The organism is Pseudomonas sp. FSL L8-0168 (assembly GCF_037976155.1).
GTDB lineage: Bacteria > Pseudomonadota > Gammaproteobacteria > Pseudomonadales > Pseudomonadaceae > Aquipseudomonas > Aquipseudomonas paracarnis.
This window is the reverse complement of record NZ_CP150262.1, coordinates 3,303,487-3,320,639: the sequence shown is the minus strand read 5'-3', so window position 1 is coordinate 3,320,639 and position 17,153 is coordinate 3,303,487. Positions and strand designations below refer to the sequence as shown.

The 17,153-nt window shown below is 59.1% G+C and carries 15 protein-coding genes and 1 tRNA gene; 11 read left to right on the top strand and 5 right to left on the bottom strand.

The annotated features are described in order from the left end of the window. The first annotated feature begins 66 nt into the window (after positions 1–66). Positions 67–1,023 (top strand): DMT family transporter, encoded by a 957-nt coding sequence (locus tag MHH62_RS15115; protein ID WP_014719260.1) that lies wholly within the window; start codon positions 67–69, stop codon positions 1,021–1,023. Here the strand turns inward: MHH62_RS15115 and MHH62_RS15110 are convergent. Next, the gene (locus MHH62_RS15110; RefSeq protein ID WP_014719259.1) at positions 1,020–2,402 is read right to left on the bottom strand and encodes a class II fumarate hydratase; all 1,383 of its coding nucleotides are present in this window, start codon (positions 2,400–2,402) and stop codon (positions 1,020–1,022) included. The two genes, MHH62_RS15115 and MHH62_RS15110, sit on opposite strands and share 4 nt — an antisense overlap. A gap of 196 nt (positions 2,403–2,598) precedes the next feature. On the opposite strand from MHH62_RS15110, the gene MHH62_RS15105 reads away from it, so the two are divergent. The 7 genes from MHH62_RS15105 (at position 2,599) to MHH62_RS15075 (ending at position 10,280) form a co-directional block, all read left to right on the top strand. Then, positions 2,599–3,117 carry a DUF2059 domain-containing protein gene (locus MHH62_RS15105; RefSeq protein WP_014719258.1) on the top strand — a complete coding sequence of 173 codons (519 nt, stop codon included), beginning with the start codon at positions 2,599–2,601 and terminating at the stop codon, positions 3,115–3,117. Between the two features lie 6 nt (positions 3,118–3,123). Continuing rightward, positions 3,124–3,417: a BolA family protein gene (locus tag MHH62_RS15100; RefSeq protein ID WP_038450988.1), complete on the top strand. Its 294-nt coding sequence runs from the start codon at positions 3,124–3,126 to the stop codon at positions 3,415–3,417. A 101-nt stretch (positions 3,418–3,518) separates the two neighbouring features. Beyond that, the gene (locus tag MHH62_RS15095) at positions 3,519–4,460 is read left to right on the top strand and encodes a rhodanese-related sulfurtransferase (protein ID WP_014719256.1); all 942 of its coding nucleotides are present in this window, start codon (positions 3,519–3,521) and stop codon (positions 4,458–4,460) included. A gap of 3 nt (positions 4,461–4,463) precedes the next feature. Beyond that, a complete protein-coding gene (locus MHH62_RS15090; protein ID WP_014719255.1) occupies positions 4,464–5,099 on the top strand; it encodes a DsbA family protein in 636 nt (211 codons plus the stop codon). Further along, the gene (locus MHH62_RS15085) at positions 5,092–6,894 is read left to right on the top strand and encodes an ABC transporter ATP-binding protein (protein WP_019817586.1); all 1,803 of its coding nucleotides are present in this window, start codon (positions 5,092–5,094) and stop codon (positions 6,892–6,894) included. The genes MHH62_RS15090 and MHH62_RS15085 overlap by 8 nt, the downstream gene beginning before the upstream one ends. 71 nt (positions 6,895–6,965) lie before the next feature. Beyond that, positions 6,966–9,428 carry an EAL domain-containing protein gene (locus MHH62_RS15080; RefSeq protein ID WP_020302253.1) on the top strand — a complete coding sequence of 821 codons (2,463 nt, stop codon included), beginning with the start codon at positions 6,966–6,968 and terminating at the stop codon, positions 9,426–9,428. 45 nt (positions 9,429–9,473) lie between these two features. Next, the gene (locus MHH62_RS15075) at positions 9,474–10,280 is read left to right on the top strand and encodes an iron-containing redox enzyme family protein (protein ID WP_014719252.1); all 807 of its coding nucleotides are present in this window, start codon (positions 9,474–9,476) and stop codon (positions 10,278–10,280) included. A 44-nt stretch (positions 10,281–10,324) separates the two neighbouring features. Here MHH62_RS15075 and MHH62_RS15070 read toward each other — a convergent pair whose 3' ends face one another. Continuing rightward, a complete protein-coding gene (locus MHH62_RS15070; RefSeq protein ID WP_014719251.1) occupies positions 10,325–11,251 on the bottom strand; it encodes a GGDEF domain-containing protein in 927 nt (308 codons plus the stop codon). A 413-nt stretch (positions 11,252–11,664) separates the two neighbouring features. Beyond that, a complete protein-coding gene (lldD, locus tag MHH62_RS15065; protein ID WP_014719250.1) occupies positions 11,665–12,795 on the bottom strand; it encodes an FMN-dependent L-lactate dehydrogenase LldD in 1,131 nt (376 codons plus the stop codon). 100 nt (positions 12,796–12,895) lie between these two features. On the opposite strand from lldD, the gene MHH62_RS15060 reads away from it, so the two are divergent. Beyond that, the gene (locus MHH62_RS15060) at positions 12,896–13,819 is read left to right on the top strand and encodes a LysR family transcriptional regulator (RefSeq protein ID WP_103452180.1); all 924 of its coding nucleotides are present in this window, start codon (positions 12,896–12,898) and stop codon (positions 13,817–13,819) included. Between the two features lie 33 nt (positions 13,820–13,852). Further along, positions 13,853–13,928 (top strand) — tRNA-Asn (locus MHH62_RS15055). 178 nt (positions 13,929–14,106) lie between these two features. On the opposite strand, the gene MHH62_RS15050 is transcribed toward MHH62_RS15055, so the two are convergent. Further along, positions 14,107–15,117, bottom strand: coding sequence for an NAD(P)-dependent alcohol dehydrogenase (locus tag MHH62_RS15050; RefSeq protein ID WP_014719248.1), 1,011 nt, complete (start codon positions 15,115–15,117; stop codon positions 14,107–14,109). 183 nt (positions 15,118–15,300) lie between these two features. Here MHH62_RS15050 and MHH62_RS15045 point away from each other — a divergent pair, with 183 nt between their 5' ends. Next, positions 15,301–16,200 (top strand): LysR family transcriptional regulator, encoded by a 900-nt coding sequence (locus MHH62_RS15045; protein ID WP_166405927.1) that lies wholly within the window; start codon positions 15,301–15,303, stop codon positions 16,198–16,200. 191 nt (positions 16,201–16,391) lie between these two features. On the opposite strand, the gene MHH62_RS15040 is transcribed toward MHH62_RS15045, so the two are convergent. Further along, positions 16,392–17,066, bottom strand: a complete 675-nt coding sequence (locus MHH62_RS15040) for a MarC family NAAT transporter (protein WP_137270653.1) — start codon at positions 17,064–17,066, stop codon at positions 16,392–16,394. Positions 17,067–17,153: the final 87 nt, after the last annotated feature.

The window sequence follows — 17,153 nt, the reverse complement described above, 5'->3', positions numbered from 1 at the left end:
CGTATCCGAACTCAGTGACTTGCCCCTAGAATGCCTGCTCCACTTCCTCTGGCATCTGGGGCACTCATGCACATCTCTTCCGGCCGCTGGGTCTACGGTTTCTTCCTGACCCTGCTGACCGCGTTTCTGTGGGGCATTCTCCCGATCAAGCTCAAGCAAGTGTTGCAGGTGATGGACCCGATCACTGTGACTTGGTTTCGCCTCATGGTAGCGGGCACGTGCCTGTTCGTTTACCTGGCCGCCACCAAACGCCTGCCCAGCCGCAAAGTGCTTGGCCCCAAGGGTGGGTGGCTGGTGGGCATGGCGGTGTGTGGCCTGGTGGGCAACTACGTGTTGTACCTGGTGGGCCTGAAAATGCTCAGCCCGGGCACGGCGCAGTTGGTGGTGCAGATGGGGCCGATCTTTCTGATGGTAGCCAGTGTGTTTGTGTTCAAGGAGCGCTTCAGCCTGGGGCAGGGAGTGGGGTTGTTGGTGCTGATCGCAGGCTTTGGTTTGTTCTTCAACCAACGTCTGGTGGAATTGCTGACGTCCATGGGCACCTACACCGCCGGTGTGCTGACGATCCTGCTCGCCACCACCATCTGGGTGTTCTATGCACTGGGTCAGAAGCAGTTGCTGACGGTGTGGAATTCGCTGCAGGTGATGATGGTGATCTATCTGTCGTGCGCGCTGTTGCTCACCCCTTGGGCACATCCGCTGGAGGCGTTGCAGTTGAGCCCGCTGCAAGGCTGGCTGCTGCTGGCGTGCTGCATGAATACGCTGGTGGCCTACGGCGCATTTGCCGAAGCCCTGGCGCATTGGGAAGCTTCGCGGGTCAGTGCAACCCTGGCGTTGACGCCCCTGGTGACCTTCGTAGCCGTGGCGGTAGCGGCGTGGCTATGGCCGGACTATGTGCAAGCCGAAGAGATCAATGCCTTGGGGTATGTGGGGGCGCTAGTGGTGGTGACGGGCTCGGCGATGGTGGCGCTGGCGCCTTCGCTGCTCGCCGGGCTCAGGGCCCGGCGGCTGCGGATGTCGGTTTAAGCGCCGAGCATGTTTTCCGGGCGCACCCATTGGTCAAACTCGGCATCGGTGAGGTAGCCCAGCTCCAGTGCAGCCTCACGCAGTGTCAGCCCTTCGGCGTAAGCCTTCTTGGCGATTTCGGCTGACTTGTCGTAGCCGATATGCGGGTTGAGGGCGGTGACCAGCATCAGCCCGCGTTCCAGGTGCTGGGCCATTTGCTCGGCGTCGGGTTCGAGGCCGGCAATGCAATGCTCCTGGAAATTGTTGCAGCCATCGGCCAGCAGGCGGATCGACTCCAGCAGGTTGTGGATGATCACCGGCTTGTACACGTTCAACTGCAAGTGCCCTTGGCTGGCGGCCATGCCGATGGTCACGTCGTTGCCCAGTACCTGGCAGGCCAGCATCGACAGCGCTTCGCACTGGGTCGGATTGACCTTGCCGGGCATGATCGAACTGCCCGGTTCGTTGGCCGGCAACTTGACTTCGGCCAGCCCGGCGCGAGGGCCCGAACCCAGCAGGCGCAGGTCGTTGGCGATTTTCATCAGCGCCACGGCCAGGGTTTTCAGCGCGCCGTGCAGGGTCACCAGCGGCTCATGGCCGGAGAGGGCGGCGAATTTGTTCGGCGCGGTCACAAAGGGTAAACCTGACAACGCGGCCAGTTCGGAAGCAATCGCCTCGCCAAAGCCATGAGGGGCATTGAGGCCGGTGCCGACGGCAGTGCCGCCCTGGGCCAGCTCGCACACCGCGGGCAGGGCGCTGCGGATCGCACGCTCGGCGTAATCGAGCTGGGCGATAAACGCCGAAAGCTCCTGGCCGAAGGTGATCGGCGTGGCATCCATCATGTGGGTACGGCCGGTCTTGACCAGTTTCATATGCCGCGCGGCCAATTCCGCCAGGCCACCGGACAAGGTGGCGATCGCCGGCAGCAGTTGCTTGTTCACCGCTTGCACCGCAGCAATGCTCATGGCAGTAGGGAAGCAGTCGTTGGAACTCTGGGAACGGTTGACGTGATCGTTGGGGTGCACCGGGCTCTTGCCGCCGCGGTTGTTGCCGGCCAGTTCGTTGGCGCGGCCAGCGATCACTTCGTTGGCGTTCATGTTGCTCTGGGTGCCACTGCCGGTCTGCCAGACCACCAGCGGGAACTGGTCGTCGTGCTGGCCGTCCAGAACCTCGTCGGCAGCTTGCTCGATCAGGCGGGCAATATCGGCGGGCAGGTCGCCGTTACGGTCGTTGACCCGTGCCGCAGCCTTCTTGATCAAGGCCAAGGCATGCAATACCGCCAGCGGCATGCGCTGCTCGCCAATCGCGAAATTGACCAGCGAACGTTGGGTTTGCGCACCCCAATAGGCGTCATCAGGGACCTGTACTTCCCCCAGGCTGTCGGTTTCGATACGGCTCATCGGTCACCCTCCTTATCCAGTCGTGATTGGTCAGTTTAGGCCCTGGCGGCCAGCGTGGGTTCCCTAAAAGCGCATTTGTGCCCTCGTGCCCCGTGAAACCAGGGCTTGCCGAGGGGTGGGGTTGAGCCGCGAGGTTTTTTAGGCGCAGAATGGTCGCCCTTGGGGTCTTACCTCGCCTGCTAGAAAAGGAAACTCGATGACTCGTCTTCGTGCCATCTGTACCGCGGTTGCTCTGGTTTGCGCCAGCGGCCAGGTTCTTGCCGATACCGCCAGCCACAACGCCAGTGCCGAAGCCTTCCTTACCCTGGCCCATGCTGACAAGCTGGGGACCCCGGTGTACATGCAAGTGCAGCAAATGTTCGCCCAGCGTTTCGAACAGACCAAGGCGCCTGCCGCCAAGCAGTCCGTACTGGACAGCTACCAGGCCAAGGCCAACGCCGCTCTGGACCAGGCCATCGGCTGGCCGAAGCTCAAGCCCGACATGGTCAAGCTCTACACCACCAACTTCAGCGAATCCGAGCTCAAGGACCTGGTAGCGTTCTACCAGTCGCCACTTGGCAAGAAAGTCCTGGAAAAAATGCCCCAGCTGACCCAGCAGTCGGCCCAGATGACCCAGGCCAAGCTGGAAAGCGCCGTACCGGTGGTGAACAAGCTGTTGGAAGACATGACCAACGAGCTGGCGCCAAAAGCCGCCGCACCGGCCAAGAAGAAGTAAGCAGGAATGACCATGCAACAGCGTATCGAAACGGCCCTTGCCGCCCTGGCCCCGGAGCATTTGAGCGTGCTGGATGAAAGCCACATGCACAGTCGTGGGTTGCAGACCCACTTCAAGGCCGTGCTGGTCAGCCAGCAGTTCGAGGGACTTAACCGCGTCAAGCGCCACCAGAAGGTCTACGCCACCCTGGGTAGCCTGATGAGCGAATTTCATGCGCTGGCGCTGCATACCTATACGCCCGAAGAATGGGCGACAATCGACGCAGCCCCGGCCTCGCCGACCTGCGCCGGCGGACATTGATGGGGTAACCCTGATAGAATCCGCAACGCGCCGCTTAGCCGGCGCGTTTTTTTTGCATCCGGTTCACCCCTTACGAGGGTAGCCACCTGGAGAGAACACCCATGACTCAACCGATTGTCGTGGCGGCACTGTACAAGTTCGTCACCCTCGAAGATTACGTCGCCCTGCGCGAGCCCCTGTTGCAGGCGATGGTCGATAACGGCATCAAAGGCACCTTGCTGATCGCCGAAGAAGGCATCAACGGCACCGTTTCCGGCAGCCGCGAAGGCATTGACGGCCTGATGGCCTGGCTCAAGAAAGACCCACGCATGGTCGACATCGACCACAAAGAGTCTTACTGCGACGACCAGCCGTTCTACCGCACCAAGGTCAAACTCAAGAAAGAGATCGTGACCCTGGGTGTCGAAGGCGTGGACCCGAACAAAAAGGTGGGTACTTACGTCGACCCGCAGGATTGGAACGCGCTGATCAGCGACCCGGAAGTATTGTTGATCGACACCCGTAACGACTACGAAGTGTCCATCGGCACCTTTGAAGGCGCAATCGACCCGAAAACCACCAGTTTTCGCGAATTTCCCGACTACATCAAAGCCAACTTCGACCCGGCCAAGCACAAGAAGGTCGCCATGTTCTGCACTGGCGGCATTCGCTGTGAGAAGGCGTCGAGCTACATGCTCAGCGAAGGCTTCGATGAGGTCTACCACCTCAAGGGCGGTATCCTGAAGTACCTCGAAGAGGTGCCCCAGGAAGAAACCAAATGGCAGGGCGACTGCTTTGTGTTCGACAATCGCGTGACCGTGCGCCACGACTTGAGCGAAGGCGACTACGATCAATGTCATGCCTGCCGCACACCGGTGAGCGTAGAAGACCGTGCCTCCGAGCATTATGTGGCTGGCATCAGTTGCCCCCATTGCTGGGATAAGCTGCCGGAGAAGACCCGTCGCAGTGCGATCGACCGCCAGAAGCAGATCGAACTGGCCAAGGCCCGCAACATGCCGCACCCGATTGGTTACAACTACAAGCAAACCCCTTCCGAGGCCTGAGCCATGTCTGCGCGCCTGCTCTATGTAATGGACCCGATGTGTTCCTGGTGCTGGGGCTTTGCCCCGGTGGCACAAGCGCTGGTGGAGCAGGCCCAGGCGGCCGGCGTGGACGTGCACCTGGTGGTGGGCGGCTTGCGCACCGGCAGCGGCGCGGCGCTGGAGCCGACGACCCGGCGCTACATCCTTGAACACTGGCAGGCCGTCACCGACGCCACCGGCCAGCCGTTCAAGCGAGAAGGCGCATTGCCCGACGGGTTTGTCTACGACACCGAGCCTGCGTGCCGCGCTATCGTCACCGCACGCAGCCTGGCGCCGGATTGCGCCTGGACGCTGCTGGGGCTGATCCAGCGCGCGTTCTATGTCGAAGGCCGGGACGTGACGCTCGCCCCTGTGCTGGTAGAGCTCGCCGAACAGGCCGGTATTCCACGTATCGAGTTTGCCGGCGAGTTCGACCGTGCCGATCAGCACGCGGCCACGGCGGCCGATTTCACTTGGGTGCAGGACCTGGGCATTGCCGGGTTTCCGACCCTGCTGGCCGAGCGCAACGGCCAGTTGGCCTTGCTGACCAATGGTTACCAGCCGCTGTCCGAGCTGTCGCCGTTACTGGCTCGATGGTTGGAGCGAGCTGCCTGTGTATGAACAGCCTCCACGCACCGACCGCCTGACCTGGGCGGAAATTCGCCGCCTGGCCCTGCGTCACAAAAAATCCCTGTGGGTCGCCAACGGCGTCGCCGTGCTCGCCACCCTGTGCAGCGTGCCTATCCCGCTGTTGTTGCCGTTGCTGGTCGACGAAGTGCTACTGGGCCATGGCGATGCCGCCCTCAAGGTGATGAACCACGCGCTGCCCCTGGGCTGGCAAAAAGCGGCTGGCTATATCGGCCTGATGCTCTTGGTCACCCTGGCCCTGCGTTGCGGCGCGCTGGTGTTCAACGTGGTGCAGGCGCGGCTGTTTGCGCGCTTGGCCAAGGACATCGTGTACCGCATCCGCGTGCGTCTGATTGAGCGTCTCAAGCGTATCTCCCTGGGTGAGTACGAAAGCCTGGGCAGCGGTACGGTCACCACCCACTTGGTGACCGACCTGGACACCCTGGACAAATTCGTCGGCGAAACCCTCAGCCGCTTCCTGGTGGCGATGCTGACCCTGGTCGGCACCTCGGCGATCCTGGTGTGGATGCATTGGCAGCTGGCGTTGTTGATCCTGTTGTTCAACCCGTTGGTGATCTACGCCACGGTGCAATTGGGCAAGCGCGTCAAGCACCTCAAGAAGTTGGAAAACGACAGTACTTCACGCTTTACCCAGGCGCTGACCGAAACCCTCGATGCCATCCAGGAAGTACGTGCCGGCAACCGCCAGGGCTTTTTCCTCGGGCGGCTGGGCCAGCGTGCCCAGGAAGTGCGTGACTACGCCATTCATTCCCAATGGAAAACCGACGCGTCGAGCCGCGCCAGTGGCTTGCTGTTCCAGTTCGGTATCGACATCTTCCGCGCCGCGGCCATGCTCACCGTGCTGTTTTCCGACCTGTCCATCGGCCAGATGCTCGCGGTGTTCAGTTACCTGTGGTTCATGATTGGCCCGGTGGAACAATTGCTGAACCTGCAATACGCCTATTACGCGGCAGGCGGCGCGCTGTCGCGCATCAACGAGCTGCTGGCGCGTGCCGATGAGCCGCAATACCCAGGCGGCGCAGATCCGTTCAGCGGGCGCGAGACGGTCGGCATCGAAGTGCGTGGCCTCGACTTCGGCTACGGCGAAGAGCTGGTACTCAACCAGTTGAACCTGGCCATCGCACCGGGTGAAAAGGTGGCAATTGTCGGCGCCAGCGGCGGCGGTAAAAGCACCCTGGTGCAACTGTTGCTGGGGCTCTACACGCCGCAGGCCGGCAGCATTCGTTTTGGCACTGCCACCCAGCAGGAGATCGGCCTGGAGACCATCCGCGAAAACGTCGCGGTGGTGCTGCAACATCCTGCGCTGTTCAACGATACCGTGCGCGCCAACCTGACCATGGGCCGCACCCGCACCGATCAAGCCTGCTGGCAGGCGCTGGAAATCGCCCAACTGGATGCTACTGTCAAGGCATTGCCCTTGGGCCTGGACAGCGTGGTCGGGCGTTCGGGCGTGCGCTTTTCCGGTGGACAGCGGCAACGCCTGGCCATTGCCCGCATGGTGCTCGCCGAGCCTAAAGTGGTGATTCTGGACGAGGCCACCTCCGCATTGGACGCGGCGACCGAGTACAACCTGCACCAGGCACTGGCGCGGTTTCTCAGCGGGCGTACTACACTCATCATCGCCCACCGGCTGTCTGCGGTGAAGCAGGCTGACCGAGTGCTGGTGTTCGATGGCGGGCACATCGCCGAGGACGGCGACCATCAGCAGTTGATTGCCGATGGCGGGTTGTACGCCAAACTGTACGGACACTTGCAACAAGTACGTTGATTTAGCTTAGGCTGTGCTATCGGGAGCGGATTTTCGCGTGCGTATCAAGCTGTGCATGTGTAAGGGACTTCATGAAGCAAAAGCGGACTCTCGGAACGCCACGCCTGCTGGGTATTGTCTGGCCCTTTATCGCCGTCGTGTTGTTCCAGGCATTGTTAGGCTGCGTCAGTCTCTACGTGCTTTCGGCAGTGCGGGGCTATGTGGCGGGCGAAAGCCTGTGGTCCAAGGGCCAGAAGGATGCCATCTACTACCTGACCCTCTACGCCGATAACCGCAACGACGCCACCTACCTCAAATACCAGCAGGCCATTGCCGTGCCCCAGGGTGGGCATGAATTGCGCATTGCTCTGGACCGTCCCACCCCCGATACGGACGCGGCCCGCTTGGGCATTCTCAAGGGCGGTAATCATCCGGACGACGTTTCCAGCCTGATCTGGCTATACCTCAACTTCCGTCATTTCAGCTACCTGGAAAAAGCCATTGAGCTGTGGACGGTGGGCGACGGCTACCTCGTGCAGCTCGATGAGCTGGCTCAGGAGATGCACGGCGCCATTACCTCCGGCTACGTCAGCAGTGACGATGTCCATCATTGGAAGGCGCGCATCACGGCCATCAATGAAGGGGTGACGCCCGCTGCCAAGGCGTTCAGCGATGCCCTGGGCGAAGGTTCGCGGATGATCCTGCGCCTGTTGTTGATCACCAACCTGGCGACTGCCTTGGGCCTGATCGTGTTGGCGCTGCTGCGCACCCACAAGCTGCTGGCCCAGCGTCATGCCTTTGCCGATGCGCTGCAAGCGGAGAAGGAGCGGGCGCAGATCACATTGGAGTCGATTGGCGACGGGGTGATTACCACCGACGTCGACGGGGCCATTGCCTATATGAACCCTGCAGCCGAAGCGTTGACCCACTGGCGCTCGGAGCAAGCCCAGGGCCTGCCGCTGGCGGCGCTGTTCAAGCTTTTGAATGAAAACGCCGAGCCCGACGGTTTCACACTGATTGAACACATCGTCAAAGGCCAGTTCAGCGGCGGCAGCGAGCATTCCAAGCTGATCCAGCGCCTGGACGGCAGCACCGTCTCGGTCACCCTGGTGGGCGCGCCGATCCGCAGTGCCGGCAAGGTCAGCGGTGCGGTCCTGGTGCTGCATGACATGACCCAGGAACGCCAGTACATCGCCAACCTTTCCTGGCAGGCCACCCACGACGCGTTGACTGGCCTGGCTAACCGTCGCGAGTTCGAGTTCCGCCTTGAACAGGTGCTGCAACAGGTCGCGCGCCAGCAAAGTGGGCGACATGCCTTGATGTTCCTCGACCTCGACCAGTTCAAGCTGGTCAATGACACCTGTGGCCATGCCGCGGGCGATGAACTGCTGCGCCACATCTGCGCGTTGCTGCAGTCGGACCTGCGCGAGGGCGACACCCTGGCTCGGTTGGGCGGCGACGAGTTTGGTATCCTGCTGGAGAACTGCCCGGCGCCGGTGGCGGAAAAAATCGCCGAGAGCCTGCGCCACACTGTGCAGAACTTGCACTTCGTGTGGAAGGGTCGGCCCTTCATGACCACCGTCAGCATCGGCCTGGTGCATATCTCGCAAACCCCGACCACCCTGGAAACCTCCCTGCGTGCCGCCGACATGGCGTGCTACATGGCCAAGGAAAAGGGGCGCAACCGGGTGCAGGTCTACCATGTCGACGACTCGGAGTTGTCTCTGCGGTTTGGCGAGATGGCCTGGGTACAGCGGCTGCATATTGCGCTTGAGGAAGACCGCTTTTGCCTTTACGCCCAGGAAATTGCGCCTTTGGGCCCTACCGACGCCGGCAGTGGGCACATCGAAATTCTCCTGCGCCTGCATGACGAAGCGGGGCGGATCATTTTGCCCAACAGTTTTATTCCGGCGGCCGAACGCTACGGGTTGATGACGTCCCTGGATCGTTGGGTAGTGGAAAACGTATTCAAGATTATCGCCCGTTGCATGCATGAGCGCCCGGGCCGCCCCATGGCCATGTGTGCGATTAATCTGTCAGGCATAACCATTGGCGATGATGACTTTTTAGGTTTTTTGCGTCAGAAATTCGATACTTACAACATTCCACCGGAAATGATTTGTTTTGAAATAACTGAAACCAGCGCTATAGCCAATTTGGGCAGCGCGATTCGGTTTATTAATGAACTCAAAGCGTTAGGGTGCCATTTCTCACTCGATGATTTTTGCGCCGGAATGTCCTCATTCGCATATTTGAAACATTTACCTGTAGACTTCCTGAAGATCGATGGAAGTTTCGTAAAGGATATGCTGGACGACCCGATTAACCGCGCCATGGTCGAAGTGATCAACCACATCGGCCACGTCATGGGTAAGCGCACGATTGCCGAGTTTGTTGAAACACCCCAGATCGAACAGGCTTTACTTGAGATAGGTGTGGATTACGCTCAGGGCTACCTGATTGAACGCCCGCAATTGTTTACCTTTGATAGCTTGCAGTGCCGACCTGAGCGGCCGCAGCCACTGTTATTCAAGGCGCCCGGCACTTTCCGCTGAAACATTTGCTGGTCTGTACAATCACACTTGAAAAGGAGCCCCACAGTGATCGACACATTCAACAGAACCGGCCCGCTTATGGAAGCCTCCAGTTACCCCGCCTGGGCGCAGCAATTGATCCAGGACTGTAGCGAGAGCAAGCGTCGGGTTGTCGAGCACGAACTGTATCAGCGCATGCGTGACAACGCCCTCAGCGCCAAGACCATGCGCCACTACCTGATTGGTGGTTGGCCGGTGGTGGAACAGTTTGCCTTGTACATGGCGCAGAACCTGACCAAGACCAAGTTTGCCCGTCATCCTGGGGAGGATATGGCGCGCCGTTGGCTCATGCGCAATATCCGCGTGGAGCTCAACCATGCCGACTATTGGGTCAATTGGGCGCGGGCTCACGGCGTCAGCCTTGAAGAACTGCAAGCGCAGGAGGTGCCGCCTGAGTTGCACGCCCTGAGTCATTGGTGCTGGCACACCAGCTCGGCGGATGCGTTGATCGTCGCGATTGCCGCCACCAACTACGCGATCGAGGGGGCGACGGGGGAGTGGTCCGCCGTGGTCTGCTCTACCGGTGTGTATGCTGCCGCCTTCCCTGAGGAAGATCGCAAGCGGGCGATGAAGTGGCTGAAGATGCACGCCCAGTACGATGACGCCCACCCTTGGGAAGCCCTGGAAATCATCTGCACGCTGGCCGGGACCAACCCGAGCAAGGCCCTGCAGGAAGAGTTGCGCCAGGCGGTATGCAAGAGCTACGACTACATGCACTTGTTCCTGGAAAGCTGCATGCGTCTAGAGCATACAGAGAAAGACAAGGCGCCAGCCGTTCGCGAGCGCCCTGTGCGCATCGCCAGCGAGGCGTAGCGGTAACTGTGGCGAGGGAGCAATCTCCCTCGCCACAATTGACTTTACCCCGCCATCGCCAAGCGGTTACGACCTTCGCGCTTGGCCACATACAACGCATTGTCGGCCCGACGCAGCAGGCTTTCAGCCGACTCGGCCGCCAGCAGCGTCGAGCAGCCGAGGCTCACGGTCAGTTCTATTCGCGTGCCCTCCACCCAGTAGTCCTGGGCTTGTGCCGCCTGGCGAAGGCGCTCTCCCACCATCCTCGCGGCATCGCGACCGGTGTTGGACAGCAGGATCAAAAACTCCTCCCCGCCAAACCGGAACACCATGTCCACGTTGCGCAGCTGGCGTTTGATCGCCCCGGCCACGGCGCGCAGCACGCTGTCGCCCGCGGCATGCCCATGGGTGTCGTTGATTTTCTTGAAGTGGTCGATGTCCAGCATCAACAACGACAGCGGGTGCAAATGCCGGCGTGCCATGTCGATTTCTCGCTGCAGCGTCTGGTCCATGGCCACACGGTTGCCGGTTTCGGTCAACGGGTCACGCAGGGCGCTGCGGGTGGCGGCGCGGTAGAGCAGGGCGTTGCGCATCGGATAAAGCAAGGTCACCAGCAGGAGTTCGAGCTGGCTCAGTTCTTCTTCAAGCAACCGCTGGTTGCGACGAAAGACCAGTTCCCCCAGGTGCTCGCCTTCATGGCTCAGGGTGTAGCTGACGGAGTGATGACCCCGGTGGCCAAACTCCAGGCGCAGGTCGCTGGCGGCGTGACGGTATTGCAACGCGTCCAGCGGCACCAGGCGCTGAACTTCACGAAAGAACAGGCCCAGGATGCGCTCCGGCTCCAGGCTGGTCTGCAACTGCTGGTTCAGTTGCTGGCGAAGTTCGGCAAGGGTGGCGGGGCGACGTGGGCGTAAGGATGGCTGGCCAAATCCCAGGCGTTGCAATTTGGCACTGTCAAAGTCAATTGCGTTGGTCTGGGTGGGGGTTTTCATAAGCGGGTGGCCTCTAAGCACTGGGCTGTCTTACAGGCGGGATGAGAGTGGCGAGTGCCAAGCGTCTTACTGATCCTTCAGCTCCGTAAAACATTGGAAACAGTTTAAACCGCTTTTCTTTGGGTTATAACCCCGGGGCACTGCCGCACGTCTTGTCATCGCCGAACCTGCTTGAACAGTACTGGAGCGAGATTCATGCCAAGTGTATTTGGTTGGTAAAAATCCTTATAAATCAATTAACTAATTTTTAAGTAAGAAAAGTCTGTTAAAGCATGGCGCCAGTTATTTGGCTGATTGGGGCCGGCATTACTGCCGGCCCGGTTAACCTTACTGTTTCGGTGGGGCGAGTTGTTTGTCGCAAATAAACAACGCTTCGGTTATCCGCACACAACGTACACCATCCCTCATCACTACTAGACCAAGGTGGTACGGTCGATCTGCGCGATGGAGGTGACCCCGGTCAGGGTCATGGCCACGCGCATTTCCTTGGCGAAGATGTCCAGCAGGTTCTCTACCCCATGCTGGCCCTCGGCGGCCAGCGCATAGGCGGTGGCACGCCCTAGCAGGCACGCCTTGGCACCCAGGGCTAGCATGCGCACCACGTCGAGCCCGGAGCGAATGCCCGAGTCCACCAGCACGGTCAGGTCATCGCCTACCGCTTCGGCAATCGGCGGCAACGCCTTGGCCGTGGAGAGCACCCCGTCGAGCTGGCGTCCGCCATGGTTGGAGACCACGATGCCGTCGGCCCCGAAACTCACCGCGTCCTTGGCGTCCTGCGGGTCGAGGATGCCCTTGATGATCATCGGGCCTTTCCAGAATTCGCGGATCCATTCCAGGTCTTTCCAACTGATCGACGGGTCGAAGTTGTTGGCCAGCCAGCCAATGTAGTCCTCCAGGTGGGTGGGTTTGCCCAGATATTTGGAGATATTGCCCAAGTCGTGGGGGCGGCCCATCAAGCCCACATCGAAGGCCCATTGCGGCTTGGTCACTGCCTGCAACATGCGCCGCTGCGCCGCGTAGGGGCCGGACATACCGGAGTGAGCGTCACGGTAGCGTGCGCCCGGTGTCGGCATGTCAACGGTGAACACCAGCGTTGTCACCCCGGCGGCCTGCGCCCGCTCCAGGGCGTTGCGCATGAAGCCGCGATCCTTGAGCACATACAGCTGGAACCAGATCGACTGCGGGCTTTGCGAGGCCACTTCCTCAATCGAACACACCGACACTGTCGACAGGCAAAAAGGGATGTTTTTGTTGGCCGCCGCCTTGGCTGCTTGCACTTCACCGCGTCGCGCATACATGCCGGTCAGCCCGACGGGGCTGAGGATGACCGGCATCGCCAGTTCCGTGCCGAACAAATGGGTGCTCAGGCTCAGGTTGTCGACATTGCGCAGGATGCGTTGGCGCAGGCTGATCTCGGCCAGGTCCGAACTGTTGGCGCGCAGCGTGTGCTCGGCGTAGGCGCCGCCGTCGATGTAATCGAACAGAAAGCGCGGCAACTTGCGCTTGGCCGCAGCGCGGTAGTCGGAAGCGGACGAGATGATCATCGACGGTGTCTCCACAGGGCAAAGTGCTACACCCTAAGCAAAGTTATGCCATGATGAAAACAACTTTTATCACTTCCATCCAGTCGTTACAGGAATACTGATGAACCTACGAACACTGCGTGCGTTTGTCGAAGTGGTGCGCCAGGGTGGGTTCTCCCAGGCGGCCGAAGTGGTTGCCCTGACCCAGTCCACCGTCAGCAAAGCGGTCAAGACCCTTGAGGACGAATTAGGCATGCCGCTGCTCAATCGCCTTGGCCACAAGAACGAACTCACCGCCGCCGGCGAAATTGCCTACCGCCGCGCCTTGGTAATGCTCGCCGAACGCACCGACCTGATGGCTGAAATCAACGACCTGCGCGGTCTCAAGCGCGGCGTGCTGCGCATCGGTCTGCCGCCGGTAGGGTGCGGCGTGCTGTTCGCGGCCATGTTTGCCACTTACCGCAGCCGCTACCCGGGCATCGACATCGAACTGACCGAATACGGCAGTAAAAGGCTGCGCGAATGCCTGGAAGCGGGGGAGGTTGACCTCGCCGCCTTGCTGCTACCGGTTGATGAAGGCTTCGACTACCAACCGGTGCGCAACGAGCCATTGATCGCCGTGTTGCCCATGGGCCACCCATTGGCCCGGCGCAAGCGCATCGACTTCACCGACCTGGCCGACTCGCCGTTCATCCTGTTCGAAGCCGGCTTTGCCCTCAACGCCAAGATCCTCAGCGCCTGCGAACGTAAAGGCGTGACACCTAAAGTCACCGCTCGCAGTGGGCAAATAGACTTTATCGTCGACCTGGTCACCGCCGGGCTGGGCGTCGCCTTCCTGCCCCGGATGCTGGCGCACAAACACCAACACCCCGGCATCGCCTTGATCCCCCTGGACGAGCCCCACACCGATTGGCACATCGCCCTGGCCTGGCGCGCCAGCGCCCACCTGCCACCGGCAGCGCGGGCCTGGTTGGAACTGGCCAGGGAACCGTCGTATTCAAGCGAACAGGGGGGGGATTTGCGGAAAATTTCTGATGGCGCTTGACTTCTTCTTTTTAATCAGTAACATACGGCGCATTCCGCGATAGCTCAGTTGGTAGAGCAAATGACTGTTAATCATTGGGTCCCTGGTTCGAGTCCAGGTCGTGGAGCCAGATAGAGAAAAGCCTGCAGAGATGCAGGCTTTTTTTTGCCTTGAATTTGACCCGGCAATCCAGACGCTTAGCGCGCTTCGTATGGCGCCATCAGCGGGCATGATCCGCATGCTTATTTGAAGGCCGTGCTCACGCGCCTGCCGTTGCAGCGGGCGAGTGAGATTGAAGCGGCTGGGTCCTACGCGATTTTGATTACTACCTTACCAAAGGCGCCTCTGGCCAGATGTTCGTACGCTTCGCGTGCTTGATCGAATGGATACACGTGGTCGATTACCGGGCGAATCTTGTGCTCGTTCAAGAATTCGTTCATTCGGTCAAATGACGAGCGTGGAGCAACGGCTATGCCGCGAATCGTTGTTTGCCGGAAAATCATAGGCATCAGGTTCAAGGCGGAGGTCTGGCCTGTCAGAAAGCCGATCTGTGCAATACGTCCACCTGCCTTTGTCGCAGCAATCGATTGGTTGATGCCGTCCCCGCCCGCCACATCCAGCAGCAGATCCACTCCCTTGCCGTCAGTGAGCTTCAGAACTTCCTCTGCCCACTCAGGGGTGGTGCGATAATTCACACCCGCAACCGCGCCCAGTTTTTTTACAGCTTCCAGATTGTCATCACGGCTGGAGGTGACGATAACCTTGGCTCCCAAAGCGGTAGCAATTTGTGCTGCAAAAACAGAAACACCTCCAGAACCCTGAACCAAAACGGTTTGGCCGGCCTCTATCTGGCCATAGTCGACGAGCGCATACCACGCCGTCAGAGCAGCAATTGGAAGGGTCGCTGCTTCCTCATCAGACATATTGTCGGGGGCACGTACCGCGCTGTCTTCATGGATGATCATGTATTGCGCCAGACCACCAGGCAATGGCGAGCCGAAGCAGTAGTTGGGTTCATCTGGCCCAGGCATGCCGTCCAACCAACGGGAGTAGAGGTGTGAGTTGACCCGATCTCCGATAGCAAAGCGGCTGACACCTTCACCTACTGCCACGACAGTTCCCGCCGCATCGCTGACGGGGATCAGCGGCTTGGGCACCATGTGAGGTTCATAGATGCCGTCAACGATGGCCTTGTCCCGGAAATTGAGTGATACAGCGCCTACTTTAACCAGCAGCTCACCCGCTCGGGGCACGGGGGTTTCCGTTTCGCCCTGCACGAGATTATCCAAGCCGAAATCTTTTAGAAGCCACGCTTTCATTTTCTGTCTCCAACAATTTTGAATGTGCAGGGGAGCAAAGCTCCTCCTTTACGCTGAGGACATTGTTAAGGTTTCGCGGCCCTAGATAAATGTGCAGAAAGCAACAGGATTGTTATCCTGATAAGCAACAATCATCCAGTTAACTCGCTTCCCGAGAAGAGACTTATGGAGCTTCTACAGTCGATGCAAGTATTCGCCAAGCTAGCGGAGTTGGGGAGCTTCACCAAAGTCGCTGAGGCAATGCAGGCCGGGCGACCGCACGTCACACGCACCATTCAGGATCTGGAAGCCTCGCTGGGTGTCCGTCTGTTCCAGCGCACTACGCGTAAAGTAAAACTGACTGCTGAGGGAGAGCGGTTTTACGAACGCGTCAAAGAGATTTTAGCAACCATCGCAGAAACCACTTCCATGTTCGACCGTAGTGGATCGACGTTGCGAGGGCGGCTTCGAATTGACATCCCTACTGCATTTTCCCAGCACAGCTTCATGGAAAGCCTTAGGAGGTTTACCGAGGCATTTCCCGACATCGAGCTTGTGCTAGGCGTGACCGACCGTACGGTAGATCTCGTAGCCGAGGGCATCGACTGTGTATTGCGAATGGGTGAACTTCCGGATTCAAGCATAGTGGCTAGAGAAATTGGCACCGCCACCATGGTGACCTGTGCGTCTGCAGGTTATCTCCAAGCCTGCGGTGCACCCATAACCCTACAAGATCTAGTAGACCACCAATGTGTCAGCTTCCTTTCCGGTCAAAATAACAGACCGCTGCCTTGGCACTTCTCGGTAGACGGCGAAGATCGTCCACATACGCCTCGGCGTGGAATCACCGTGAATGAGTCGAATGCCTACGTTCAATGCGGTGTTGCAGGCTTCGGCATTGTTCAAGCGCCTGGAATTGCCGTTGAGACATTCCTCGCAAGCGGAGAACTGATCGAAGTGCTCAAGGCATTTCGTCCAAAGCCTCGCCTGGTTTCCGTGCTTTATCCAAGCAGAACGCATCTTGCGCCTCAGGTCGAGGCATTTGTGGATTGGCTGAAGGAACATTTTCCGGTGCTACACCCCAACTGGTTCACAGCGCACTAACCATTGTTTTGTAGTGGGGCTAGTCGTAACTGGCCAATGTTGATTTTGTCCGAGTCTGGCCCCCTAGCTTCCTGAGGGGGGCAAGGCGTCAGTTCTCCATAGGCGTAGGAACACCCATTCACCTGGTGCTAGCGAATGTGGCCGCGGGAATATCAACGGCCTTTAATAATTCACTATTATGAGAACTATGATCAGTGCATAGGTGTAGACGCTAACTCAAAACCACCATTGATAACGAACTGAACGCCCATACAAACCAGTAGAAAACCAACGACTCGGGAAATTGCATCGATTCCTGACTCACCAAGCACTTTCATGATTCGCCCCGAACATCGTAAAGCTATCCAGAAAATAAGCGCAGTAATGATGAATACGGTTGCGGCTGCAAGGTGAATGACGAGTGGCAGGGTCTGGTAGGTCGACTGCAGGGTAGAGGCGGAGCTGATAAGCAACGCTATCGTGCCGGGGCCTGCTGCACCAGGAAGAGCTAAAGGTACAAATGACAGATCGCGGAAATGTGGGGTTGATTTCTCTTTCTCTGAAAGGAAATCTTTCTGAACCTCTGTTTCGTCAGGTGTCGTTGCTGGAAAAAGCATGGCGAAACCGATGTAGGTAACGATCAGGCCTCCGGCTATTCTCAAGCCGGGGACAGATATTCCGAATACCTGCATTACCAGGCTGCCTCCGTAGAAGCTGACAAACATAATCAGAGCTACATATAAGCTTGCCTTCAGGATTTGCCGGTTACGCTCTACTGTAGGCAGCTTTCCTCCAAGGCCTAGTAAAAGGGAGATGCTAGTTAGAGGATTGGCCATAGGAAGCAGGGCTAATAGTCCAATAAGAACATGATGTAAGTAATTGCCCATAGTGTTTTTACTCGGTTATGCAACGAATAGGAGGCTATAAGATTATTAAGGTCGTACGTCATCTGCCCTAACGAACCGATATCAAGT

Coding starts and splice junctions, on each gene's coding strand:
- MHH62_RS15115 (WP_014719260.1), top strand. CDS start 67: ATGCACATCTCTTCCGGCCGCTGGGTCTACGGTTTCTTCCTGACCCTG.
- MHH62_RS15110 (WP_014719259.1), bottom strand. CDS start 2,402: ATGAGCCGTATCGAAACCGACAGCCTGGGGGAAGTACAGGTCCCTGAT.
- MHH62_RS15105 (WP_014719258.1), top strand. CDS start 2,599: ATGACTCGTCTTCGTGCCATCTGTACCGCGGTTGCTCTGGTTTGCGCC.
- MHH62_RS15100 (WP_038450988.1), top strand. CDS start 3,124: ATGACCATGCAACAGCGTATCGAAACGGCCCTTGCCGCCCTGGCCCCG.
- MHH62_RS15095 (WP_014719256.1), top strand. CDS start 3,519: ATGACTCAACCGATTGTCGTGGCGGCACTGTACAAGTTCGTCACCCTC.
- MHH62_RS15090 (WP_014719255.1), top strand. CDS start 4,464: ATGTCTGCGCGCCTGCTCTATGTAATGGACCCGATGTGTTCCTGGTGC.
- MHH62_RS15080 (WP_020302253.1), top strand. CDS start 6,966: ATGAAGCAAAAGCGGACTCTCGGAACGCCACGCCTGCTGGGTATTGTC.
- MHH62_RS15070 (WP_014719251.1), bottom strand. CDS start 11,251: ATGAAAACCCCCACCCAGACCAACGCAATTGACTTTGACAGTGCCAAA.
- lldD (WP_014719250.1), bottom strand. CDS start 12,795: ATGATCATCTCGTCCGCTTCCGACTACCGCGCTGCGGCCAAGCGCAAG.
- MHH62_RS15060 (WP_103452180.1), top strand. CDS start 12,896: ATGAACCTACGAACACTGCGTGCGTTTGTCGAAGTGGTGCGCCAGGGT.
- MHH62_RS15050 (WP_014719248.1), bottom strand. CDS start 15,117: ATGAAAGCGTGGCTTCTAAAAGATTTCGGCTTGGATAATCTCGTGCAG.
- MHH62_RS15045 (WP_166405927.1), top strand. CDS start 15,301: ATGCAAGTATTCGCCAAGCTAGCGGAGTTGGGGAGCTTCACCAAAGTC.
- MHH62_RS15040 (WP_137270653.1), bottom strand. CDS start 17,066: ATGGGCAATTACTTACATCATGTTCTTATTGGACTATTAGCCCTGCTT.